The organism is Colwellia marinimaniae, assembly GCF_002207865.1.
Taxonomy (GTDB): Bacteria; Pseudomonadota; Gammaproteobacteria; order Enterobacterales; family Alteromonadaceae; genus Colwellia; species Colwellia marinimaniae.
The window spans coordinates 198,990-222,913 of the sequence record NZ_BDQM01000003.1 but is presented as its reverse complement, the minus strand read 5'-3'; the positions used below and the strand labels follow the sequence as shown (position 1 = coordinate 222,913).

The following is a 23,924-nucleotide window of genomic DNA, read 5'->3' as shown; positions in this document are numbered from 1 at the left end:
AATCTCAAGCCTTGCTTGATGAAGCCGCGTTAATAGCTTGTATGGCTTATGTTGATTTAAATCCAATTAGAGCTAAGAGTGCTAAAACCCCAGAAACATCAAACTACACCAGTATTCAACGACGGATAAAAGCCGAAATTAAAGGGCAACAAGCCCAACAACTACTGCCCTTTATCGGTAACCCAAGAAAGAACATGCCTACAGGTTTACCGTTTGAATTAAGTGACTATATACAATTGGTTGATGTAACTGGTCGTTGTATTCGAGCCGATAAACGCGGTTATATTGACAAAGATCAACCTGAAATATTAACCCGCTTAGGCATAAGTCACGAAAACTGGTTGGTGTTAACTACACAATTTAGGCAGTGTTTCCATGGCGCAGTGGGTAGAGCGCAAGCACTCACGGATTTTTGTGAGCATCAGCACTTAAAAAAACGCGCAACGGTGTCAATTTGCCAAAAGTTGCTTGCTTAATAATCCATATAACTCATCGGGATAAATTACTCACTTAAGGCTAGTTGTGCCTTTAATTTGATGAATTCTCTGTTTTTGTGCATTGTTATTAATATTCTATTCGACACAATAAAAATCAAAGAAACCACTTCTCAATGTAAATCAGTAACGCAGATTTATTGAACTTATGTATTAATTATTTTGAGTGGGTGTCTGGTGTTTTTATTATTCTGAGTGGGTGTCTGGTGTTTTGGTGTTTTGGTGGAAACGATGATTTATTGAACTTATGTATTAATTATTTTGAGTGGGTGTCTGGTGTTTTTTGAGTGGGTGTCTGGTGTTTTGGTGGTGGAATATTGAGCGCGGCTAGGTGCCGATCCCTATACGCTTACGTTTGAGCTAAAGTTTAAATCAGTTTGATAAATTCCAACGCTACCTTGAAGATGGCAGACTATCGATTGATAACAATCGAGCAGAGCGGGCAACAAAACCGTTTGTGATAGGTCGCAAGGCATGGCTGTTCAAATACATGCAATGGCGCTCATGCGAGTGCTATTCTCTATAGTCTCGTTGAAACGGCTAAGGCTAATGGCCTAGTCGTGCATGATTATATCTCAAGATGCTTGCAACATATTGTTGAGCAACCAAACAACCTTGAACCGCTGTTACCATGGAATATTGAGCGCGGCTAGGTGCCGTTCCCTATACGCTTACTCAACATTCTAAATGTAACTTGCTAATCGATCGCTATATTCTTTAGGAGCGGTATCAATACTCTATACTTTATCTCTCTAAGCATACGTAGTTCTCCTGCTTTTTGATCGTTCACTGGAGCTTTAACCACCAGATCGTAGAGAGCATCAAACTCACGTTCAATTATATCGACCATATTAGCAGTCTCTTTTTTCATGATCTTTAATGGCAAACCAATTTCGCCAGCAAAAACTTCAAGGTCAGCATATGCAACGTCTTCAAACCTCTCTTTACCACCAATGGCAATAGATAACTTTTCGTTTAATGTCTTATGAGGTTCTGCGTAAATGACAGTACTCAATAAATCATAAAATGGTGACAATACTGAACCTTTCCCCACTTGATAAAAACTCAAGTTCTTTAGATGTGCATCACCATTACCAATAAGCAGATTAAATAATACCCACTTATAAAGCCTCATTATTGTTATTGCCTTTGGCCTAGACGCAGCAATCACCTTTTTGTAGGTCTCCACGTTTGATAACGTGTACTTGCCACCTTTACCCACCCCCATTAATTGACAAGCATCTATAATATGAATTCTTTCATGTTTAGGAAACTCTCCCTGTCTATCAAACCTTTCAATTAAATAAATGGGTTCAGGTGTATAGAGTATACGAACAGGTGGCACATCAAGACCAACGGCATCAGCTAACATCATTACAAACCACTCATTCATTGTAGTTTGCCAATATTCTTCTGGAACTGAATGATCAGGCTTTAAAATGTGAGTTGAAGGCATCGAGAAATTCGGCTCGAAAATTTCATCACCTTGCATGATCACCAACATTTTATGTTGGGCACCGGCAAGTGACATTCGCTTAGTCTTTTTATTATTTAAAGGATACTTTGGTAGATTCTTGATCCGATCATTTAATTCTTCATTTGAAAGCAACTCCATCGTTCGTTTTGGAAGTAACATATCTTCTGAAGTGATCGTCAAAGCACCAGCTGACTCTTTACCAGATTTTTGCAAAATTAAAAAAGTATCGTATATATCTTTTACTTCTAGATCATTGGCAAGCAACTGACGAGCATTTTCTTCGGGCAGTAGGTTGTCAAAAAAGTGTTGGATAGGGCGCGTTGAACTGCCATCAATTTGCTTTTCAACATTAAGTGGTATGTCAGGACAAAGCGCGTAAGAACCTTCTGTTTCTAACCATGACAGCTCGTATTGGAAAGCCCAAATATTTTTCTCATCAAAGAGTACTCCCATCAGACTGTCGTTAGCATAAACGTTTAGCTTTCTAACTGTCATTGAAACGCTCTCATTACAAATGTATTCTTACCGTCTTTACTTGTTGCCTTTTCTACATTCACGCCAGCGTCATGTAAGGATTTATATAACCTGCGTTTCAAATTATTATCATGGGGTATTGGAATATCGATAGACAACTTTATACCTAGCGTATCCAACACTTCTAATACACGGCCTATTTCAACCGTTGTCTTGCCGTTTTCAAATTGACTGACAAAGTTGATCCCATTACTCGAAAATGCACCCAATGTCGCTTGATCAAAACCTTGGCTTTTCCTGATCAATTTACTGACAGAGCCAAGCTGTTTAACCGACTGTATTTGAATTTCCATAAACCACCTATATTTCACGCGTATGCATGAATTATAGCCTTACAATCAAAAAGATCAATTGTTTTCACTCGTTCAAGTGAATTCAGCCGATCGACTTAATTTAATCAGAAAACATGTGTATTTTAGTATCTTTCACCCGTTCGTGTGAATTTATCTCCAAGTAGTTCACAAGGTTATTGATAAGTTTGATAAAACCACTCAAAAAGTCAAAAAGAAAATAACCGGTTCGCAGCTTAGTTATCTGCCAATAATCCCACTTTTGACATAATTATCCCACGCTAAACAATCAAGGTACCATCATGAAATCAAGTACGAATTCCGTAAACACCTCAGTGAAAAAGTACAAACATCAATCAGAGCCTTAGCCGCTCGCTGTGCCAAAAGCCATAATCTCGACCCATCTGTTATTGATAGTTTAGCTACTGGCGTTATCGATCGTATAAACACATTTGGTAGTGATGAAGTCATTGCTTTGACCCCAGAGCAACAAGGCGCAGTGATTAAGGTAGCCCAGAGTCCGCTTTCAGATCATATACCTGACTTTACCTAGATTTCTGCTTTAGTCGGCTCTGTGGTAAATGCGGTCATGCTTGCTCGTGGCATTAGTGAATATTGTGCAAAACACATCAAGCTCATTTTGTGTCCAAAAGTTTCATTAGTAATGTCTATCCACACAGGTACAAACGCACGAATAATCATCCAGAACAAATAAAATAGAGCTTATACTTTATAAATAGCTTTACTTATATAGAGTTCTTGCTCTATAGTACACTTGTTCTTAAGCGAACACTTATTGTAATAATTTTTTGTAGCTTCCCCATAAGCTAACTATGCCGATGTAATTCTTAACTATTTATTAGTGGAGATATTATCATCGGCTTTTTTATGTCTTAAAATTAGCAAATAGTACTGTTTGCTCTTTTAAGCCCTGCTAAGGTGAGCCCTTTAATAGATAACTTCCCCGACACCACGGGTAAAATCACCTTAATGGGGTAACTTGCTCTTACATCTTTAATGGTAAGTTAGCGTTATTTTTCGCTAATGCCCCCATATTAAAATACAACTGCCTAGTTCAGCGTTAGCTAACCACGTAAACTATAGGCACTATATTCATCAGCTAGTTATGTTACTTACATCTAACTAGCAGAAACTAAGGGACCTTATGTCTGAACATTCCTCAAACAGCGCACTAAAAGACACAGACTCAAGACCAAAGCATCAAGATAAAAAAATAGCCATACTCTTTGAACTTTTGCAATTTATTCGTCCCTATAATGGTCAGGTGTTAGCGGCCTTTATCGCCCTTATTTTTACTGCTGGGGTAATGTTGTCCGTTGGGCAAGGCGTTAGAATGCTTATTGATGAGGGCTTTGCTCAACAGTCAATTGAACAATTACAGCACGCGGTGCTCTTTATCTTAGCCATCATAGTATTAATTGCCGGCGGTACCTTTGCCCGTTTTTATCTAGTTTCATGGATAGGTGAGCGAGTGAGTGCTGATATGCGTTTGGCGGTGTTTAATCATGTCATAACCTTGCACCCGAGCTACTTTGAGACCCATGGCAGCGGCGATATCATGTCGCGTATCACCACTGACACCACTTTATTACAAAGTATTATTGGCTCTTCATTTTCCATGGCGATTCGCAGTGTATTAATGCTTATTGGCGCCTTGGTAATGCTATTTGCCACCAATATTAAATTAACCGTTATTGTTTTAATAGCCGTGCCGTTTATTTTGGTGCCTATTTTATTTTATGGCCGTAAAGTAAGAAAATTATCACGTAAAAGCCAAGATTCCATGGCCGATGTTGGCAGCTATGCTGGTGAAGCCATTGAACATATTAAAACAGTGCAAAGTTATACCCATGAACAGCATGAAAGACGCGCGTTTGCTGTGGAAGTTGAAAAGTCATTTGAGATTGGCCGTAGCCGCATACAGCAACGCGCCACGTTAATAGCCGGTGTTATTATTATTGTTTTTGGCGCTATTACCGGCATGTTATGGGTCGGTGGCAGCGATGTTATTCAAGGTAAAATGAGCGGTGGTGATTTAGGCGCTTTTGTATTTTATGCTATTTTAGTTGCATCTTCTTTAGCAACTATTTCAGAAGTTTTAGGGGAATTACAACGTGCCGCCGGTGCGACCGAGAGATTAATTGAGATTTTACAAGTTGAAAGCCATATTCTTCCCCCTGTTGACAATATTATCTCAGCAAAAAAACTCTCCGCAGAAATCGCCTTTGAGGAAGTGAGCTTTAATTACCCTTCAAGGCCAGATCAATCTGCAACCAGGGGGCTAAATTTAATTGCTGAACAAGGAAAAGTATTGGCTTTAGTGGGTCCCTCCGGCGCAGGAAAAACCACATTATTCGAACTGCTGCAGCGCTTTTATGATCCACAAGCTGGCCGTATTACCTTGGGCGGGATTGATATACGTCAACTTGATCCAAAAGATCTTCGCCAAAAAATGGCACTAGTGCCGCAACAACCCGCACTATTTAGCAGTGATGTTTTTCATAATATACGCTACGGCAAACCTGATGCTAGCGATGAAGAAGTGATTTCAGCGGCTAAAAAAGCCCATGCTCATGAATTTATAAGTCAATTACCACAAGGCTACAATAGCTTTTTAGGTGAGCGCGGTGTACGTCTGTCTGGGGGGCAACGTCAGCGTATAGCTATCGCTCGTGCAATATTAAAAGACCCAGATATTTTATTATTAGACGAAGCGACTAGTGCCCTTGATAGTGAAAGTGAACATCATGTGCAACAAGCTTTAGAGGAATTAATGCGTGGCCGTACTACCATTATTATTGCTCATCGCTTTTCAACCATACAACACGCTGATAAAATTGCCGTATTAGATCAAGGGCAGTTAGTTGATATCGGTGATCACCAATCATTATTGCAAACGTGTGACTTATATCAGCGATTAGTGGAGTTACAGTTTAAAAAAATAAGCTAACTTCACTTAAAAAATTCAGGACGAGACACCTATGCAAAAAAAAAGGAGAACCGCTAAAGCGTTCTCCTTTTTTCATTTTAGATTAGTCGATTGAGTTGGTTTTATTAATTTTGAAAATCTTCGGGTAAGATATTTTCATCTTCATCGTCTAAATCACCAGCTTCAGGCAAGTCATAATCTTGGGCTTCTTGTTCAAGCCAATCACAAATAATGGTATCAGCTTGTTCTTTGCCAGTATATTTTAGTGATGAGAAAGCTTGTACTCTAATATCGGCATTTAATAGCGCTAATGCTTTTTTAACGCTAAGCACCTCAGCACTACGTTTACCTTGTGATAACTTGTCACACTTAGTTAACAAGACTAACACAGCTAATTCACTATCTGCCGCCCATTGGATTAAATCCATATCTAAGTCTTTTAGCGGATGACGTATATCCATTAAAATAACTAAACCTTTTAAGCATTTACGTTTTTCTAGATATTCACCTAATGCTTTTTGCCATTTTTTCTTCATTTCTAATGGCACTTTGGCAAAACCATAACCAGGTAAATCAATAAGGCGTCGATTCTCCGCCACTTCAAATACGTTAATCAGCTGAGTTCGACCTGGGGTTTTACTTATGCGCGCTAAACCTCGTTGATTGGTTAGCGTATTCAAAGCGCTTGATTTACCGGCATTAGAGCGACCCGCAAAGGCGACTTCGATACCAGAATCAGCTGGTAAACGACGAATATCTGGAGCGCTAATGGTAAAGGTGGCTTTACTTAAATGTATCTTTGTAGAAGACAAGGGCTTAACTCGTTTAAAATTTTCGCCATTATAGCGTTTTTTTACCGCTTTTATTATCAAAAAAATGCACAAATCAGTGAAAACAGCTATTTTTTTGCTGGATTTCGCCTCACCACTATTACAAGGTGCTAATATTCGTGTAAAATGCCGACACATCCATCATACTTTTTTATCATTTTTTAATTACATAGCGATTATATTATTCGAGCAGCTAGGTAATTAATGACAAGCAGAGAGCAACTCAATGAAAAAAATTATCTTTTCGCTACTTGTAGCCTTAAGTTCCGTCAGTGCTGCACAAGCCGCAGATGCTAACGCAGGTAAAGAAAAAGCAGCTGTTTGTAGCGCCTGTCATGGCCCTACAGGCGTTAGTGCAAGTCCAATATTTCCTAACCTTGCCGGTCAAAATGACGCTTATATCATTAAGCAATTAAAAGATTTCAAATCAGGCGCTCGTACCGATGCCATGATGGCGCCTATGGCGGCTAACCTATCTGATGCAGATATGGCTGATTTAGCAGCTCACTTCTCCGGCTTACCTAGTGCCAACGAACAAGCTGCAGCATCAGCAAGTACAGGCTCTAGCGCAGAAACAGCACCAAGCAGTGCAGCCGTTGCAGGTAATGTTGAAGTTCTTTCTTCTACTCCAGCAGCAGCCATTTACGCAGGTAATGTCGCAGCAGGTAAAAACAAAGCGGTAGCATGTGCCGCCTGTCACGGCGCTGACGGTAACAGCCCAGCCCCTATGTACCCAAGCCTTGCCGGTCAAAGTGCTAACTATCTTGCCAAACAATTAGCTGATTTCAAATCAGGGGCTCGTAAAGACCCAGTAATGGCGGGTATGGTTGCCGCGTTATCGAAAGAAGACATCAACGACTTAGCCGCATTTTTCGCGGTGCAAAGTACTAATGCTGGTACTGGTGAGTCAAATGAAGCAGGCCATAAATTATATTTTGGCGGTGATGCTAAAAAAGGTGTGACCGCTTGTATTGCTTGTCATGGTGTAGCGGGTAAAGGTATGAAACAAGCTGGTTTTCCAAGCATTACCGGCCAAAGTAAAGATTACTTGAAAAAGCAACTTGCTAGCTTCCGTGACGCCAGCCGTAGTAATGATAACAATGGCATTATGCGTAACATCGCCATTAAATTATCAGATGCTGATATTGAAGCTGTTGCACAATACATCACGTCATTAAAATAATAATGGCTTGGTTGCTTCATTAGCCAGTTTCTAAAAAAAGCAGCGTTTATCGCTGCTTTTTTTTTCATGGTACTTTTTCATAACTGACAATTAAATAGCCAGCGAGCAAGTGAATGGACAACTAGCAATTAAATGGACCACAAAATAAACCCAGCTTTCTTTGTCGCTTGCCAACAATGTGATGCACTTTATGACAAGCCGCAATTAAAACAAGGACAAATAGCCAAATGTAATCATTGCGGCAGTACCTTAATAGAACGTAAGGTTGATTCCATTGAACGTAGCTTTCACTGGTCTCTTGCTGGTTTAATGTTAATGTTACCGGCAATTTTGTTACCGCTCATGGGTATTACCTTGGCAGGACAATTTCATCAAGCCTCATTATTTGATTGTATTTTGGTATTGATTGATCGTGGCTTTTTTATGATTGCTTGCTTAGTATTTCTCTTTGCTATTGCCGTGCCCATTGTCCGTCTAGCGGGTGCACTTTATATTTCCTACTGCTTTAAATTTAATAAACTAAAGCCATCTTTATTGAATTTTTTCCGTGCTTATCATCATCTTGATAACTGGGCTATGCTCAATGTTTTTATGCTAGGTATCGTCGTTTCTATGTATAAATTAATTGATGATACTGAACTATCGATAAATCTGGGTTTATTTGCTTTTGTTTTCTGGTTAATTTGCTCCACTATGTCTGCTGCAGCACTCGACCAAGACTATATTTGGGATAAGTTAGAGCGGGCTTTTCCAAGGAACTGTGCTAATGAACACAGCTAAAAGCAATGGTTTATCCTTATGTCCTAAATGCCATAAGTTAAATAGTTTACAAGCCGAACCTCAGCAGTGTAGTCGCTGTCATGGTATGTTTTACCAACGTAAGCGCAACAGTTTACAATACACCTTGGCTTGGAATGTTGCCGCCCTATTAGCTTTTATTCCGGCTAACCTTTATCCGATAATGATTGTCTATCAATTTGGTATTCCTAGTGAAGCCAACATTTTGTCAGGCATAGGCGAATTTATTGATCTGGGTTTATACCCGATAGCGATTATAATATTTACCGCCAGTATCATAGTGCCGCTAATAAAAATTATTGGTTTATTTGTGTTAGTTTATAAAGCACATACAGGGATCCGTTTAAAACCAAATAGACATAGTAAAATTTACCATATACTTGAGTTTTTAGGCCCTTGGTCAATGCTTGATGTCTTTGTTGTTGCTTTAATGGTTACCGTGGTAGAGCTTGGCTTTATTACCTCGGTAGCTGCAGGTCCTGCGATAAATTATTTTACCATTACGGTGATTTTCACCATGTTTGCTGCCAACAGTTTTGATCCACGCTTATTATGGGATAAAGCAGCGGATAAGAATACAGCAAAACAAGCACACTTACCGTCAGCAAACTTGCCCGACACTCTACCAGCCACTTTACCAGAAGAAAAAGGATAGCAATGACCAATAACAAAGATATTGCCGCCTCTGAGCATAATCAACAACCCAAGAATAACCGTGCAGAAGTTGTTCCGCGTCAGGGGATTTCTATTATTTGGTTTGTGCCTTTTATTGCGCTAATTTTTGGCATATGGCTTACGGTAAAAGTGGTTGCTGAACAAGGCACCATTATCACCATAGAATTTGATAATGGCTCTGGTATAGTGCCCAATAAAACCGAAGTACGCTATAAAGGTTTAGTCACTGGCTTGGTGAAAAAAGTTGTGCCTTCGCCAGACTTACAAAGTGTTATTGCCGAAGTGGAAATCTCGAAAGACTTCGCCGAATATTTAACCGAAAACACCCGTTTTTGGTTAGTCAGTGCCGATATTTCCCTGCAAGGTGTCTCGGGCTTAGATACCCTCATTTCCGGTAGCTATATTACTATATTACCGGATACCCGGAAAAACATGGCGAGTCAGAAGCACTTTATTGCCTTAGCTGAAGCCCCGACATTAGATATGTCGACCCCGGGTTTACACCTGATCTTACATACTGACGTTTTAGGTTCTATTAGTGAAAATTCACCGATAAGCTTTAAACAGATCCCTATTGGCTATGTTACAGGGTATCACTATATTGAAAGCAGTAAAAAAATTGCCATCAATATTTTTATCAAGCCTGATTTTGCTCACTTAGTAAAAGAGAACTCGCTATTTTATAACACCAGTGGCATACAAGTTACAGCCTCACTCTCTGGTGGCCTTAAGATCACTACCGATTCTTTAGCATCCATTATGGCCGGGGGCATTGCCGTAGATACCCTAAGTTACCAAGAAGAATTATCGCCAGCAAAGAATGGCCAAGAATACCCCTTACATGCTGACTTTCAATCAGCGGAAATGGGTCATGAAATCGAGTTAATCCTAGATTGGAATTCCGGCATAGATCACAATGCGGCCATTTTATTTCAAGGATTAACCATAGGCGTGATAGAGTCATTCAGTAAAATAGACCCTGTCAGGAGAAAAATTACTGCCATCGCTAAAGTGAATCCCCGTGTGGTGCCTTACTTAACGGAGCAGTCACAATTTTATATTGTTTCACCACAAATTAGTCTTACCGGCTTATCTAACGCTAAAACCTTATTAACAGGTAGCTACATTAGTATCAGACCCTCATTAGCAGGTAAAGCCAGTAATAAATTTAAAGTTTTTAATAGTAAACCGCCTTATAAATATAGTGAACCGGGTTTGCACTTAATACTAAAAAGCAATGATCGCCGTTCTTTACAGGTCGGTAGCAATGTTTATTACAAGCAACAAGTAGTTGGTAACATACAAGCCATTGAAACTACGGCCCCTGAACAGCATTTAATACATATACATCTGCAAAAAGAATTTAGTCATTATGTGAATAACAGCAGTCGTTTTTACAATAATTCCGGCATTAAAATCTCGGCAAGTTTACTGGGCATTGATATTCAAGCGCAGTCATTACAAACTATCTTAACCGGTGGTATTGCCTTTACTAATACGGATGGCAGTCAGGTTAAGCCGAAAAATGCTGTTGATAATGGTGATAGTTTTACCCTCTATGCCAATGAAAAACTGGCTGCACAAAATATTGCTTTCACGCTAAGTATCGCGCTAAGTGAAAAAATCACCACCAATACCCGAGTTTTATATCGTGGTGTTGAAATCGGCGCAATTCACCACATTAATATCCTCGGTGAATACCAGCAGCTGCAAGTAGGCTTATTAGCTAAATATCAGTATATATTAACAACAGATACCCAGTTTTATTTAGTTAAACCCAGCTTAAGCCTTTCTGGTGCTAGCGATACCGAGGCATTATTCGGCGGTAGCTACATCACTTTTAACCTTGGCCAAGGTGCAAAACAAACGCAGTTCACCTTGTTTAACAAACCACCGATAAAATTAGCCAGCGCCCCAGGTTTACAGCTTACCTTAACCACTGATCACGCCAATGTGGCGACACCGGGTAGTGCTATTAGTTATCGCGGCATAACCATTGGTCAAGTAGACCATGTCAGCCTAGATAAAGCGGCCGATAATATTAAAGTCAGCATTACCATAGATGAAGAGCATAAAGACCTAGTGCAAAGCACCAGCCGTTTTTATAATGCCAGCGGTATTACTATCTCTGGCGGCATAAGCGACTTCGTGGTTAAAACTGAATCTCTTGATGCTATTTTACGTGGCGCTATCAGTTTTTATACTCCTGAAAATGCGCTTACTAGCTCGATAACAACCAGTGCGCCCGTTGCAGAGTTGACCAGCTTCACCTTATTTAAACATGAAGAGCAGGCAAAAGATGCCGGCCAAAGCATAAGCATACATTTTAACGATTTTTCCGGCTTAAAAGTTAATACCAAGGTGGTTTATCAAGAACAAACCATGGGCATAATTGAGCGTTTGATTTTTAGTGAAGATAAGGCCGGCGTTACCGCACTGGTGTTATTAAATGATCTAGGTAGCCAATATGCGCGACAAGGCACTAAGTTTTGGAAAATAGAACCAGTAATTGGCTTAGTCGGCTCAAAAAATATTGCCGCCTTACTTGAGGGTGCTTTTATTGGTTTATTACCCGCTCATTCATCTCAGGCTAAACAACTTGAGTTTGCCGCACTTGAACTCGCACCTACCGTTGAGCAACTAGCTTACGGTTTAAATATAAAATTAACCGCTACCCGTCTTGGCTCAGTACGTGTTGGTAATCCTGTTTTGTATCGTCAAATTAAAGTCGGCAAAGTGATTGGTATTGATTTATCACCTAGCGCGGATGAGGTAAATGTTTTTATTAACATTGCCAAACGTTACACGTCGCTGGTGAACGGTAAAAGCCAATTTTGGAACACCAGTGGTATCAAGATTGAAGCCGGAATTTTCTCTGGCATTTCTATTGATTCTGAATCAATAGAAACCCTGATTGCTGGTGGTGTCGCCTTTGCAACACCGGAGTTTGAGGATGAAAGTAGCAAGTTGCCACTAAGCTTTATTTTGCATCAAGATCTTGATCAGGATTGGTTGGAGTGGCAGCCTAGGATAGCCCTTAACCAACAAGCGGCAAAAGTTGAGTAAAAGCATTACTTAATTGCTTACATTTTTATTGCCGACAACGGTTTAATTTGGCGACTTTCTCATTTATGTTAACTTAACTCCTGTTAAGTTAAGTGAAATAAAACACCAATGAGTAATCGCCTTACCGCATTATTAGCTAACTGGCTGCCAGAAAAAGACTCATGCCAGTGGGTACTGGCTAGCATTATTGAAACGCAAAGATCTTCTTATCGTAAAGCTGGTGCCATGATGCTTATTAACAGCCAAGGCAAAAGCTATGGTTTATTAAGCGGTGGCTGTCTTGAAGCAGATTTAATGCGCCAAGCGCAAAAGTGTTGGCATAAAAACATCAGTATTACTGTCTGTTACGATATGCAAGATGACAGTGATATTGCCTGGCAGCTAGGCATAGGTTGCGGCGGTTTAGTGAAAGTATTACTACAGCCTATCACTGCCGATAATAATTACCTCGACTTAGTCACTTTAAAAAGCCAACTTGATAATCGAAACGCTTGTTTTTACCATATTGATACCGGCAATACCCCAAGCACCTACCAAAGTAAGAACCAAGTTTTATCAAAACCAGTCAGCTGCCTTGAACCTTTACTTGCCATTAAACCAGCACCTGCCTTGGTTATTTTTGGTGGTGGCTTAGATGCTCAGCCCCTGGTTGACATAGCACATACCCTAGGTTGGTTTATTTGTTTAGTCGATAGTAGAACCGCTTATGCTAGAGCTGCCTATTTTAGCAAGGCGGATCTACTCATCAATCAAGATTATGCTAGCCTAGCGCAAAACCTGTTGTTACCCAAAGCCGATGCTGTGGTGATTATGCACCACAACGTTTGCCTCGATGCTCACGCCTTACAATTGGTTGCAAGCCAAGCTAATCTTGCCTCAGCTAGTTACTTGGGCTTATTAGGTCCTCAGCATCGCACAGAACAAGTACTGGAAAAAGCAGGATTAAACTCAACTGACTTTGCTAATAAGTTAGCCAGTCCTATGGGGTTTGATCTTGGTGGTGAGCTACCCGAGTCCATTGCGCTAGCCATCTTATCGCAAGCACATGCCAGTATAGAAAACGCTTCTGGCAAGTCTTTGGGTTACTTCCATAGTCAGTTAAGCACTAACAACATCAGCAGCATCACGAAAGTAGTTAAGCATGCAAGTTAATATAATTTTATTAGCAGCAGGAAAAGGCCTACGCTTTCAACAATCAGTTCCTAATCAAGTAGGCTGCGGGAGCATTAAACAGCTTGCTCAAATTGATGGTAAGCCACTAATTACCTATAGCATTGAAAAATTACAACCTTTACTTGAGCATGCTGGCGTTAACATTTTATATGTCACCTTAGGGGCAAATAAAAATGTAATAAAGTCCAGATTACCCGCGGAGGTTTCAGTCATTGCCAGTCAACATTGGTCACAGGGCATGGGTCATACCCTAGCAGAATCAGTGCACTCGATTAAAGCTCATAGTAGTCATGTGTTAATTGCGCTGGCGGATCAAGCATTAGTCACCACTGAGCATTATCAAGCGTTACTTAACGCCAGCAAAGCCCAACCTAATAAAATTATTGCCACCCGATGCGATGAACAATTAATGGCACCTGCTATTTTCCCGGAAAAATACTTTCCGCAACTGCTAAAACTGCAAGGAGATAAGGGCGCAGGTAAATTATTACAACAACATGCCAATAAATTTGATGCCATCACTTGTGCAGAGGCAAAATTCGATATTGATACCTTGGCTGATTTAGAGCAAGTCAGACAATACTTACAAAACGCTCAAGCAGAGAATAACTTAAGTGAAACAACATCTTAACACTGTAAAAACCTGGAGCCAGTATGATCAAAATAACCCTAAACAAAAAGCCTATTGAGCTTGATGTTGATCCACAAATGCCACTACTTTACGTCCTGCGTGATGAGCTAAAACTCACCGGCACCAAGTTTGGTTGCGGTGCTGGACAATGTGGCGCTTGCACCGTGCACGTTAATGGTAAAGCTATTCGATCTTGTGTGACCCCGGTATCGGCTATTGCTGAGCAAGAAATTACCACTATTGAAGGCTTAGCCGATAAAAACGGTAACTTAGGTGAAAGTGCCGTACAAGTTGCTTGGCGCGAATTCAAAGTACCCCAGTGTGGATATTGTCAAAGTGGCCAAATGATGAGTGCTGCGGCGTTATTGCAAGATATTCCTCAGCCAACCGATGAGCAAATCATTGCACACATGCAAGGTAACATTTGTCGCTGTGGCACCTATAAACGCATTAAAGCGGCAATAAAGTCAGCGGCGACTCACTCTTCCGCCCGTCAGTTTGCTAACAAAAAGCAAGGAGCATAACCATGAACTCTATTAAAAATGTCAGTCGTCGTGGCTTCTTAAAAGTTGCCGGTATTTCAACTGGTGCCTTTGTTTTAGGTATTAACTTACCCCTGGCTAGCGCACAAACCAAATCCTCGAGCAGCACACTCAGTCATGAATTAAATTTCTTTGTCAGTATTGCCAGCGACTCTATGGTGACCTTAGTTTGTCATCGCAGTGAAATGGGCCAAGGCATTCGCACCAGTGTGCCGCAAATTATTGCCGAAGAGCTAGAAGCTGATTGGCAAAAAGTGATTGTGGTACAAGCTAAAGCCGATGCAAAATACGGCTCGCAAGGTACCGCAGGCTCAGCGTCTATTCGTAATCATTTCACCAGTATTCGTCAAATAGGCGCAGTCGCTCGTGAAATGTTAGAGCAAGCTGCCGCTAATATTTGGCAAGTACAACGCAGCGCCGTTAAAGCGCAACAGCATTTTGTTGTTCATAACGCTACCGGTGAAAAAATTAGCTTTGGTGAACTTGCCAGTCACGCCGCCAAACTCACCCCGCCGGATAGCAAAACCATTAAGTTAAAAGCCAATCGTGATTTTTCACTCATTGGTAAAGACGTCAAATTAACCGACTTAGACGATATTGTTGCTGGTAAAGCGCAATACGCCCAAGATATGCAACTGCCTAATATGCTTATTGCTACGATTGTCAGACCGCCAGTCGTTGGCGGTAAAGTTATCTCTTTTGACGCCAGCGAAGCCTTAAAAGTAACCGGCGTGGTTGATGTTATCGCCCTTAAGCCGCGAAGTATCCCGGTGGCTATTAATCCCTTAGGTGGTGTCGCGGTATTAGCCAACAATACTTGGGCTGCCCTTGAAGGTCGTAAAAAGTTAAAAATAAAATGGCAACATGGTGATAAGCAAAGCCACAACAGCAGTGAATTTAGTAAACAGCTGGTTAAACAAGTGCATCAACAAGGTGAAACCGTTGCCAGTAAAGGCAATGTTTATAGCCATAAATATAATGACAAAAACACCTTAGAGGCGACTTATACTGTGCCTTACATACACCATGCGCCAATGGAAACACCTGCCGCTACCGCCATTGTTAACGGTAATAAATGTACTATTTGGGCCGGCACACAAAATCCACAGTGGGCTAAGAGTACTGTTGCCCGTGAGTTAGGACTAAGCGAGGATGAGCACGACAATATTGAGCTTAATGTCACACTAATGGGCGGCGCTTTTGGTCGTAAATCTAAGGCTGACTTTATTGTGGAAGCGGTTGAATTAGCGAAGGCCAGTAAACGGCCGGTAAAAGTAATTTGGAGTCGTGAAGATGATATTCAGCATGGCTATTATCATTCAATCTCAGCCAATTACTGCAAAGCGGAACTAACCACTAATGGCAGTGCTGATCATTGGATAAGTCGTAATGCCTACCCACCTATTGGCTGGTTATGGAATGCCGAAGCTAAAGTTCCCAGTGATAGCCAACTGGCCCTTGGCTTTGGTGATATTCCCTTTGCCTTGAACAATTTAAGCATCGAAAAACATGCGGTCGACTCTTTTGTCAGACCGGGTTGGGTACGCTCAGTTGCTTGTATTAATAACGGCTTTGCACTGGGCTCTTTTGTCGATGAACTCGCGGTAAAAGCAAAGTTATCCACTAGGCAGATGTGGCTAAATTTACTCGGTATCGATCGCCATGTCGACCCTAATAAAAATGGCTTCAACTACGCTAATTATGATTTAGACTTAACTGCTCATCCAATTGATACCAAGCGGATGAAAGACCTAATCAACTTAGTTAGTGATAAGGCCAATATTGAACAAGCACTACCGGAAAACCAAGGTTGGGGCATCAGCTTTTTACGTAGCTTTGGCTCTTTTGTGGCCGCAGCAACGAAAGTTTCAGTTGTTAACAATAAAGTCACCGTACTTGAAATGCATACCGCGGTAGATTGTGGCATTGTCATTACCCCTGATAGGGTGAAAGCGCAAATGGAAGGCGCCATGGTATTTGGTTTATCCATTGCTTTGATGAATGAGATCTCAATAAAAGACGGCCGTGTTGAGCAAAGTAATTTTCATGATTACCCGGTAGCACGTATTGGCCAAGTACCGGAAATGCATGTGCATATTGTTGAATCTGACGCACCGCCGGGTGGTATTGGTGAGCCTGGTGTGCCACCGATAGCGCCGAGCATTACTAACGCTATTTATCATGCCAGTAAAGTGCGCATTAGGGATTTACCGGTGAATAAAGTCTTTAGCGTTTAGGAAAAAATCGTGTTAACACAAATGCTGTTAGCGCCATTTATTTTATCAATTAAATAATTACTTATACCATTTTCATTAAGTTTGTGATTTTGTTGTGTGTAGGGAAAATAAATCAGGGCAAGGCGCTCAATTGACCAATAGCGGGCTATTGGGATTGAGAGCAACGCCGCCTTGGAGTATTTTAACCAGCACAAGTGGGCAATAATTTAATGAAATTGGTATTACTTAACTTGAATAACTTACGCTCTAAAACAAAGCCCATAATCCCGCTCGCCAATACTTGCAACCAGGCATTAATAGCTCTGGGTTGTTGTAAAGGCATTTCATGCTTCGCCTTGCTAAAAAAACGACTACCCCCGGCAACCAGCTCTGTAAAAGAGTAACCTTTATTTTCAGGGATTAACTTTATTAAAACATCGCTACGCTGCGCCATAATCACGCTTAACTGGCGCGTTTTTGCATCTTTTTCATTACGATCTTTACTATCAAGAAGGCCACGCCATTGCCAAAAAATATCGCTTGGCTCACCCGCTAGTACCATACCACCTGAGTGGTATTCATACAGGGTTTCATTAATAACCTTGGCCTAGCTGAGCCAAGGTTATTAAGTAAGTAACAGCGAGTGCGCGATACAGCACTCGCTTTTTTCTGCCCAAAGAAAACCGCCCAAATAATAAAAATGCATAAAATTCACTTTATAAGACACTCAATGGTTGACAAAAGCGGCTATTTGCCCGAACATATAGCCATCTAAACGCCCAAACACCCAAAAATAAATAAAGAAGAAATATTTTGACTACGCACTCAGAGCTACAAGCCAGATATAATGATATTAATCGCGGTGTCTACTTTATCGGCACCACACCGCCCAAAAGTGATACCCCACTTGATAAAGTGGCTGAAATTGCCGATAAGCTACTTGAACGTGTTAGTGATATCGACTTTGATGGCCTGATTGTTTATGACATTCAAGATGAAAATTCGCGTATTAGTAAACCCAGACCTTTCCCATTCAAATCAACCCATGACACTAGGCTTTATTCTTCTATATTGAATAAAAAATCTAATCGTCCAGTCATTACTTATAAAAGCGTGACTCAATCCAATAGTGATGACTTTAATGAATGGGCAAACGAGGCGTGGCAGAAATATGGCGTCAGAGATGTAGTGCTGGTAGGTAGCCCATCAAAGGATAATAAAGTTTCCTTATCTTTGGCTAGTGCATATCAAACGTTAGTCGATAACCCCCATGATTTTTTCATTGGTGGTGTTACTATTGCTGAGCGCCATGCTAATAAGAAAGATGAACATCAGCGCTTAATTTCCAAACACCAACAAGGCTGTAGTTTCTTTATTTCTCAAGCCATATACAACCCACAAGCAACCATAGACTTGCTTACCCGTTATGCCATTGAATGCCAAAAACAAGGCTTAAAACCACAACGCTTGATCTTAACATTCTCCCCCTGTGGTAGTGAAAAGACCTTAGAATTTATTGACTGGTTAGGCGTCAATGTTCCCGAGGCGACCAGTTTACGTATTCTTAATGCCAAAAACCCTTTGTATGAATCAATTCGTATTTGTGTCAATAGCTTGCAGCAAATTTTAGATGCCGTCATCCCTTATGACTTACCTTTAGGTTTAAATATTGAGAGCTTAACTAATCGTAAAGAAGAAATAGACGGCTCAATTTTGTTATATAAGTTATTACGTTCAAAAATGGACAATTTTTTAGCGAAAAAAGAATTGGCGGCTTTAAATAAATAAATAATAAATATATAACACCCCGCTATTTTTCCAAAATAACTCATCGTTATGATGAGTTATTTAAGCTATTCATTGTCCTTAAGCGCTTCAGCGATAGCCTTGTTTGTTAACCCCGCCGCTGAGAAAATGACCGGTTGGCAATCAGCAGAGTTACTCGGTAAGAACATTCATGAATATCATCACCATAGTCATGCCAATGGTGAGCACTACCCTAAAGAAGAATGCCATATTTCCCAAACTATGCATGACGGTATTGAGCGTAAAATTACCAATGAAGTATTTTGGCGTAAAGACGGTAGCTGTTTTTCGAGATGTTAGCCAACAAAAGCTAGCGGATGACAATCTCAGAGCGGCATTGAAAAAAGTAAAAGATCTTACCGAGAAGCTGCAAGATGAAATTAATGAAAGCTCGAGTGGCTCGGGCTTAGAGGGTAACAGTAAACCATTTCGAGCTATGCTCAAACAAATAAATTTAGTCGAAAAAACCGACAGTACGGTATTAATTCTCGGAGAAAATGGCACAGGTAAAGAAGTAGTCGCCCGTAATGTACACCAACTCAGTCAACGCCATAACTCCCCCCTAGTAAAAGTAAACTGGTCTCTTACGCCAGCTTAAGCATAATTTTTACTGCCTTACTGGTCTGGGCAATAGATAGCCGAATTCCCCTAGAAGCCAATGTTATTCGTGATAGAACGGCTTTGTACCGCGTTAATTTTGCCGGTGTGGTCGAAAACACTTTCACTTTAAAAATTTTAAATAAAAGTCAGCTGCCACTGCACTTTACTATTAATGTCGATAATTTAGCGGGGACAGCAGTAAAGCTTGATAAAAAAGTACTTATTGGCGCTGGTATTATGCCAGAGTTCCCTATCACCCTGGCTATTGATGGCGATAAGTTGCCGCAAAAGATAACTCGTTTTAACTTTATTATTCAGGCTATCGAGCAAGCAGACATTGTCTTGCAAAAAAGTAGCGTCTTTTTTCGCAACTAACTCACACCCAAGCCAAAGCAAATGAGAATTGATTACATTAATTTAAGATGATAGGCTAATTTCATTCACTTACACTTTGCTAGTGTCACTGTCATTGGCTTGCCACTGGAATAACTCATCAAGAGGGCTGGCAAATATATCGCTTAGACAAAATGCTACTTCTAATGACGGTGAGTACTTGCCAGCCTCGATAGCCGCAATCGTTTGACGGGTTACCCCTATGGCTTTAGCTAATTGTTGTTGAGTCATCTCATCTTTTTCAAAACGCTTTTTTCTTAGCTGATTACTAATAACGCCTTTCGCTTTTTTACTCATGTTTTTCACCTTTACTATTTACCTTTACTGTTTACCTGTACTAGGCACATTAACTCTTCTGCTAAGCAGCTTTGCGGTACCGATAAATTTGTGTCGCCCGTAAAACAAACTCAACCAATAGGCCTGAAAACATTAAGCCGTGAATGAGAAAGTCGATGGGAGGGACGTTAGTGAAAAAGGGGTAATTAGTAATAACGCCTTGGCAAAATATATGGACAAACAAAATAATGATGCAAGTACTCAAGTTATAGTAAGCCCATCTAGTCGCTCTAGCTTCAATCACTTCGTCTCTTTCATCAATCAAAGAGATGTCTTCACCGTCACCATTCACCTTGCTAATAACAGCTAAAATGGTAAAAGCAATGATAACAAAAATGATACTGGCGATTATTGTGCTCGCCCATAAGGCAACTATTTGTTCGGCATGGCTGGCAAAGTTTCCCTCAAGCTGAGTGATACCATTGGCATAATACCAGGCGATGAATAGGGTAAAAGTCACACTAATCCATGCGGTTTGCTCACTAAAATTACTATTTTTAAAAATCATAGCTAACCTTCCTACCTTTACAATGTTAAGTAAACTTAACACAGAGTAAGTTTAAACAAACATAATGTCAAATATTATTAACATTGCATTATGTTAAGTTAACACTACTTAGTAAGTCGCTCAATCAGGTTTTACACTAATTTTTACTATACTTAGTGAATCCGCCCGTAACAACTAGGTAAGGATTATGCATTTTGATACCGGCATTTTAGTACTGGTATTTGTGGTGCTATCGCTAATAATTGGTGCTATCACCCGTGATGTCCTAAAAAACACCCCCATTCCCTATTCAGTGGCGCTATTGGTTATTGGCTTAGCGCTCGGTTTGCTCCAACGTAGTGGCATCTTCGCGCAATATATACCGTTAATGGAGCAAACTGTGCTGATGATCGCCGAAGTCGATCCACATTTAATCCTGTGGTTGTTCCTACCTATCCTAATTTTTGAAAGTGCCTTCGCCATGGAGGTGCATTTATTTCGCCGTATTTTTTCCCAAATAGCACTACTAGCGGTGCCAGGTTTGATGGTAGCAACCCTGTTAACCGCCGTACTGGCAAAATATGCTTTTCCTTGGGATTGGAGTTGGCCCTTATGTTTTATGTTTGGCGCCCTCATTAGTGCTACCGACCCCGTGGCTGTGGTGGCGTTACTGAGAGAATTAAGCTCGCGTAAACGACTGGAGACCTTGATTGAAGGTGAGTCATTATTTAACGATGGCACCGCGATAGTTTTTTTTATGCTATTTCTGTCTATGGTGGTCAGCCCGAGTGAAGTAAACATAAATCCACTATTCATTGCTTGGGATTTTTTACGGGTAGTATTTATTGGCGGCTTTATCGGCGCTTTCTTTGGTCTTATTGTCATTCATTGGATTGGCCGAATATTCAACGACCCCATGATTGAAATCACGCTATCTATCGTGGTTTCTTACCTGGCCTTTATGGTCGCCGAAGCGTTACATGTTTCCGGTGTAGTCGCTGTGGTGGTATTGGCGTTAATGTTTGCCAGCTTAGGCCGCACTAAAATTTCTCCTGAGGTCAGTGGTTTTTTACATCACTTTTGGGAGATGATGGCTCATATTGCCAATACTATTATCTTCTTACTGGTGGGCACCCTCATCGCCGGTAGAGTGCAACTAGATAATAGCCAAATGTGGTTTGCTTTGCTGATTTTATATATTAGTGTACAAGTTATTCGTAGTCTTTCGGTGGCGCTATTTATGCCATTACTTAAACGTATTGGCATAGGTATCACCCGAGAAAAAGCCATTGTGTTAGTTTGGGGCGGCTTACGCGGTGCGGTATCATTAGCTTTGGCACTAACCGTGGCACAAAATGAACTCATACCTAGAGAAATAGGTGATCAGATCCTGTTTTTATGCGCCGGCATTGTCGTACTAACCATGTTAATTAATGGTGGCAGCATGGGTTGGCTACTTAAAAAGTTAGCCCTTAATCGTTTACCCGAAGCAAAACAAGCCACAGTAGATAAAGCCAGTGGCGAAATAAATAAAACCCTATCGGCTATCTTACCCGAGATGATGGCCGATGAGTTTTTAAAAGGCGCCAATTGGCCACAAGTTAAAAAAATTTCCGGTATTCATGCGGTCAGCATCCAAACCCAAGTAGATAAAATCAGTGAGAAAGAGTTAATCACTGCCTACCAGCGACGTTTGCTCGAAACTGAACGTAAACATTATTGGACTCAGTTTGAACAAGGCACCTTGGGGGAAGGGGCGACCAACAAACTCGTAGCCTCGGTTGAACATGCCCTTGATGGCACACCCACCATAGCACCACGTACTGAACTAGAAAGTTTATGGCAAACACCGCCACTGTTAAATGCTTTAAAAAATATTAAAACAATGAAAAAATTCGCCCTAAAACTTAGCTTTAATCGTTTGTCATTAAGTTATGAGGTTGCCCGGGGCTTTATTCAGGCTCAAAGTGAACTTAAATCACATATTGATGAGTTAGCGCCCAACGATATAGCCGCTGAAGATGTACATGTTATGGTCGAAGATAACAAAAAAACGACAATGTGTTATATCACCAGTTTGCGCGAAGCCTTTCCAGAGATCATCCATAGCTTAGAAACTTACTCTGCTTGTCGATTGCTATTGTATCGCGAGCGAGCGGTTATAACGCAGCAACTAAAACAAGCGGTACTTGATAAACCCGAAGCAGAGCGCATGATAATGGCGGTGGAAAAACGCATGGCGGCACTCAATAAAGCGACCAATATTGAAAGCTCAATTTCTGGCGAGCAGTTAATCAAACAGCTCGCTTGGTTACAAAAACTGCCCAAAAGCACGCAAGATAAAGTTAACGCCATAATGCAGCACAGTATTTATAACTCCAATGAAGAAATAACCAAGGCTGGCAAGGCCTTTTGTGCCTTAGGCATTATCACGCGAGGTACAGTGGAACTAGTACGAGAACAAGATGGCAAAACAATTACCAGTGTCTTAGGTATGGGCGAAACAGTGAGTGCGATATCGTTACTCTCTGGCTTTTCTGCTGATACTATTAAAGCGACTTCCTTGGTGGATATTATTTGGTTGCCTGGTGAAAAAATAAAACCTATCTTAGCCACTGAGCCTGAATTATCACAAGCTATTGGTAAAATGATGCAATAAATTACCCCACACAATAATTAAGTAGCAACATACTTAATTAGCATGGCAAAACACATAAATACCACTAAATAACGTAAATAGCTCACCGGTATTTTGAATAAGCAATGAGAACCTAACCAAGCACCTATAAATTGCCCCACCATCATGAGCATGCCCAGTAACCAGACTACATGACCAGCAAACAAAAACACCAGCAGTGAGGCAATATTACTGGCAAAATTCAAGGTTTTTGCGATAGCCGTTGCTTCAAGAAATTTCTGACCACGTAAAGCTCGACCTGCCAAGGTAAAAAACGAGCCAGTTCCAGGACCCAAAATCCCGTCATAAAAACCAATGAGCGGTACAACAAACTTCTTATAACCTGCTGATGATACTCTCACCGGCTTATTCGCTTCATCAACCATTGGTGTGATTAAAAAATATATACCGATACAAGTAATCACCACGGGAATAATAACCGTCAGCATTTGTGCATCAATAAACTGAAGAATAACAGTACCTATCACCGAGCCAATGAAAGCAGATAGCATTAAGTATTTCACCTGATGCCAGCGCACTCGTCTACCACGTAACATCATCACGCTGGCCGTAGCTGCGCCCATACTTGATTGCAATTTATTCGTTGCCAATGCAGCTAAAGGCGGCATGCCAGTCATCATTAACGCCGGCAGGGTTAATAAACCACCGCCACCTGCCAAGGTATCAAGAAAACCGGCAACAATGGCGATGGTAAATAAAAAGAAATACATTTCAATAGTTAAGCTGGCAAACTCCACAACAGGTC

The 23,924-nt window shown here is 40.8% G+C and carries 19 protein-coding genes and 4 pseudogenes; 16 read left to right on the top strand and 7 right to left on the bottom strand.

The annotated features are described in order from the left end of the window. A pseudogene (locus tag MTCD1_RS03615) lies at positions 1–476 on the top strand (transposase); the annotation flags it as partial. A 391-nt stretch (positions 477–867) separates the two neighbouring features. Then, positions 868–1,147 (top strand): annotated as a pseudogene (locus MTCD1_RS03610) (IS66 family transposase); the annotation flags it as partial. A 44-nt stretch (positions 1,148–1,191) separates the two neighbouring features. Here MTCD1_RS03610 and MTCD1_RS03605 read toward each other — a convergent pair. Both MTCD1_RS03605 and MTCD1_RS21455 read right to left on the bottom strand, forming a co-directional pair. Then, complete coding sequence (locus MTCD1_RS03605) at positions 1,192–2,466, bottom strand: HipA domain-containing protein (protein WP_057179348.1); 1,275 nt, start codon at positions 2,464–2,466, stop codon at positions 1,192–1,194. After that, positions 2,463–2,798 carry a helix-turn-helix domain-containing protein gene (locus MTCD1_RS21455; protein WP_197410232.1) on the bottom strand — a complete coding sequence of 112 codons (336 nt, stop codon included), beginning with the start codon at positions 2,796–2,798 and terminating at the stop codon, positions 2,463–2,465. Before MTCD1_RS21455 ends, MTCD1_RS03605 begins: the two co-directional genes overlap by 4 nt. Before the next feature lie 1,162 nt (positions 2,799–3,960). Here MTCD1_RS21455 and MTCD1_RS03595 point away from each other — a divergent pair. Beyond that, positions 3,961–5,766 carry an ABC transporter ATP-binding protein/permease gene (locus MTCD1_RS03595; protein ID WP_057179347.1) on the top strand — a complete coding sequence of 602 codons (1,806 nt, stop codon included), beginning with the start codon at positions 3,961–3,963 and terminating at the stop codon, positions 5,764–5,766. Positions 5,767–5,870: 104 nt separating this feature from the next. On the opposite strand, the gene yihA is transcribed toward MTCD1_RS03595, so the two are convergent. Then, positions 5,871–6,557: a ribosome biogenesis GTP-binding protein YihA/YsxC gene (gene yihA / locus MTCD1_RS03590; RefSeq protein WP_057179361.1), complete on the bottom strand. Its 687-nt coding sequence runs from the start codon at positions 6,555–6,557 to the stop codon at positions 5,871–5,873. 244 nt (positions 6,558–6,801) lie between these two features. Here yihA and MTCD1_RS23275 point away from each other — a divergent pair. The 9 genes and pseudogenes from MTCD1_RS23275 to MTCD1_RS03550 all read left to right on the top strand — a co-directional run. Then, positions 6,802–7,071, top strand: a pseudogene (locus MTCD1_RS23275) (c-type cytochrome); the annotation flags it as partial. Positions 7,072–7,215: 144 nt separating this feature from the next. Next, positions 7,216–7,758 carry a c-type cytochrome gene (locus tag MTCD1_RS23270; protein ID WP_438819274.1) on the top strand — a complete coding sequence of 181 codons (543 nt, stop codon included), beginning with the start codon at positions 7,216–7,218 and terminating at the stop codon, positions 7,756–7,758. Positions 7,759–7,890: 132 nt separating this feature from the next. Next, the gene (locus MTCD1_RS03580) at positions 7,891–8,538 is read left to right on the top strand and encodes a paraquat-inducible protein A (protein ID WP_057179345.1); all 648 of its coding nucleotides are present in this window, start codon (positions 7,891–7,893) and stop codon (positions 8,536–8,538) included. Next, a complete protein-coding gene (locus MTCD1_RS03575) occupies positions 8,525–9,211 on the top strand; it encodes a paraquat-inducible protein A (RefSeq protein ID WP_057179344.1) in 687 nt (228 codons plus the stop codon). Before MTCD1_RS03580 ends, MTCD1_RS03575 begins: the two co-directional genes overlap by 14 nt. A 2-nt stretch (positions 9,212–9,213) precedes the next feature. Further along, positions 9,214–12,297 carry a PqiB family protein gene (locus tag MTCD1_RS03570; RefSeq protein ID WP_057179343.1) on the top strand — a complete coding sequence of 1,028 codons (3,084 nt, stop codon included), beginning with the start codon at positions 9,214–9,216 and terminating at the stop codon, positions 12,295–12,297. A gap of 108 nt (positions 12,298–12,405) precedes the next feature. Continuing rightward, entirely contained in the window at positions 12,406–13,449 is a 1,044-nt protein-coding gene (locus tag MTCD1_RS03565) for an XdhC family protein (RefSeq protein WP_057179342.1), read from the top strand. Beyond that, on the top strand, positions 13,439–14,101 hold the full coding sequence (locus MTCD1_RS03560) for a nucleotidyltransferase family protein (RefSeq protein WP_057179341.1): 663 nt from the start codon (positions 13,439–13,441) through the stop codon (positions 14,099–14,101). Before MTCD1_RS03565 ends, MTCD1_RS03560 begins: the two co-directional genes overlap by 11 nt. A gap of 23 nt (positions 14,102–14,124) precedes the next feature. Then, a complete protein-coding gene (locus tag MTCD1_RS03555) occupies positions 14,125–14,625 on the top strand; it encodes a (2Fe-2S)-binding protein (protein ID WP_057179340.1) in 501 nt (166 codons plus the stop codon). A gap of 2 nt (positions 14,626–14,627) precedes the next feature. Further along, positions 14,628–16,880: a xanthine dehydrogenase family protein molybdopterin-binding subunit gene (locus MTCD1_RS03550; RefSeq protein ID WP_057179339.1), complete on the top strand. Its 2,253-nt coding sequence runs from the start codon at positions 14,628–14,630 to the stop codon at positions 16,878–16,880. 181 nt (positions 16,881–17,061) lie between these two features. Here MTCD1_RS03550 and MTCD1_RS03545 read toward each other — a convergent pair whose 3' ends face one another. After that, positions 17,062–17,421, bottom strand: a complete 360-nt coding sequence (locus MTCD1_RS03545) for a hypothetical protein (RefSeq protein ID WP_057179338.1) — start codon at positions 17,419–17,421, stop codon at positions 17,062–17,064. A gap of 251 nt (positions 17,422–17,672) precedes the next feature. Between MTCD1_RS03545 and MTCD1_RS03540 the strand changes: the two genes are divergently transcribed. The 3 genes and pseudogenes from MTCD1_RS03540 (at position 17,673) to MTCD1_RS03530 (ending at position 19,640) form a co-directional block, all read left to right on the top strand. Then, entirely contained in the window at positions 17,673–18,647 is a 975-nt protein-coding gene (locus MTCD1_RS03540) for a methylenetetrahydrofolate reductase (protein ID WP_057179337.1), read from the top strand. Between the two features lie 48 nt (positions 18,648–18,695). Then, a pseudogene (locus tag MTCD1_RS22380) lies at positions 18,696–19,242 on the top strand (sigma 54-interacting transcriptional regulator); the annotation flags it as partial. Continuing rightward, a complete protein-coding gene (locus tag MTCD1_RS03530) occupies positions 19,242–19,640 on the top strand; it encodes a FixG Ig-like domain-containing protein (RefSeq protein WP_082606380.1) in 399 nt (132 codons plus the stop codon). The pseudogene MTCD1_RS22380 and the gene MTCD1_RS03530, both read left to right, overlap by 1 nt. Before the next feature lie 69 nt (positions 19,641–19,709). Here the strand turns inward: MTCD1_RS03530 and MTCD1_RS03525 are convergent, their stop codons facing one another. Further along, positions 19,710–19,955, bottom strand: a complete 246-nt coding sequence (locus MTCD1_RS03525; RefSeq protein WP_057179334.1) for a helix-turn-helix transcriptional regulator — start codon at positions 19,953–19,955, stop codon at positions 19,710–19,712. Between the two features lie 61 nt (positions 19,956–20,016). Next, a complete protein-coding gene (locus tag MTCD1_RS03520) occupies positions 20,017–20,502 on the bottom strand; it encodes a hypothetical protein (RefSeq protein ID WP_057179333.1) in 486 nt (161 codons plus the stop codon). Between the two features lie 187 nt (positions 20,503–20,689). On the opposite strand from MTCD1_RS03520, the gene MTCD1_RS03515 reads away from it, so the two are divergent. After that, positions 20,690–23,140: a cation:proton antiporter gene (locus MTCD1_RS03515; RefSeq protein ID WP_057179332.1), complete on the top strand. Its 2,451-nt coding sequence runs from the start codon at positions 20,690–20,692 to the stop codon at positions 23,138–23,140. 17 nt (positions 23,141–23,157) lie between these two features. Here the strand turns inward: MTCD1_RS03515 and MTCD1_RS03510 are convergent, their stop codons facing one another. Then, positions 23,158–23,916, bottom strand: coding sequence for a TSUP family transporter (locus tag MTCD1_RS03510; protein ID WP_057179331.1), 759 nt, complete (start codon positions 23,914–23,916; stop codon positions 23,158–23,160). Positions 23,917–23,924 lie beyond the last annotated feature (8 nt).

Excerpts from the sequence above, each read along its gene's own strand:
- MTCD1_RS03515 (WP_057179332.1), top strand. The coding sequence starts at position 20,690 with ATGCATTTTGATACCGGCATTTTAGTACTGGTATTTGTGGTGCTATCG.
- MTCD1_RS03550 (WP_057179339.1), top strand. The coding sequence starts at position 14,628 with ATGAACTCTATTAAAAATGTCAGTCGTCGTGGCTTCTTAAAAGTTGCC.
- MTCD1_RS03565 (WP_057179342.1), top strand. The coding sequence starts at position 12,406 with ATGAGTAATCGCCTTACCGCATTATTAGCTAACTGGCTGCCAGAAAAA.
- MTCD1_RS03595 (WP_057179347.1), top strand. The coding sequence starts at position 3,961 with ATGTCTGAACATTCCTCAAACAGCGCACTAAAAGACACAGACTCAAGA.
- MTCD1_RS03545 (WP_057179338.1), bottom strand. The coding sequence starts at position 17,421 with ATGGTACTAGCGGGTGAGCCAAGCGATATTTTTTGGCAATGGCGTGGC.
- MTCD1_RS03525 (WP_057179334.1), bottom strand. The coding sequence starts at position 19,955 with ATGAGTAAAAAAGCGAAAGGCGTTATTAGTAATCAGCTAAGAAAAAAG.
- MTCD1_RS03555 (WP_057179340.1), top strand. The coding sequence starts at position 14,125 with ATGATCAAAATAACCCTAAACAAAAAGCCTATTGAGCTTGATGTTGAT.
- MTCD1_RS03605 (WP_057179348.1), bottom strand. The coding sequence starts at position 2,466 with ATGACAGTTAGAAAGCTAAACGTTTATGCTAACGACAGTCTGATGGGA.
- MTCD1_RS03575 (WP_057179344.1), top strand. The coding sequence starts at position 8,525 with ATGAACACAGCTAAAAGCAATGGTTTATCCTTATGTCCTAAATGCCAT.
- MTCD1_RS03560 (WP_057179341.1), top strand. The coding sequence starts at position 13,439 with ATGCAAGTTAATATAATTTTATTAGCAGCAGGAAAAGGCCTACGCTTT.
- MTCD1_RS03570 (WP_057179343.1), top strand. The coding sequence starts at position 9,214 with ATGACCAATAACAAAGATATTGCCGCCTCTGAGCATAATCAACAACCC.
- MTCD1_RS03520 (WP_057179333.1), bottom strand. The coding sequence starts at position 20,502 with ATGATTTTTAAAAATAGTAATTTTAGTGAGCAAACCGCATGGATTAGT.
- MTCD1_RS03580 (WP_057179345.1), top strand. The coding sequence starts at position 7,891 with ATGGACCACAAAATAAACCCAGCTTTCTTTGTCGCTTGCCAACAATGT.
- MTCD1_RS21455 (WP_197410232.1), bottom strand. The coding sequence starts at position 2,798 with ATGGAAATTCAAATACAGTCGGTTAAACAGCTTGGCTCTGTCAGTAAA.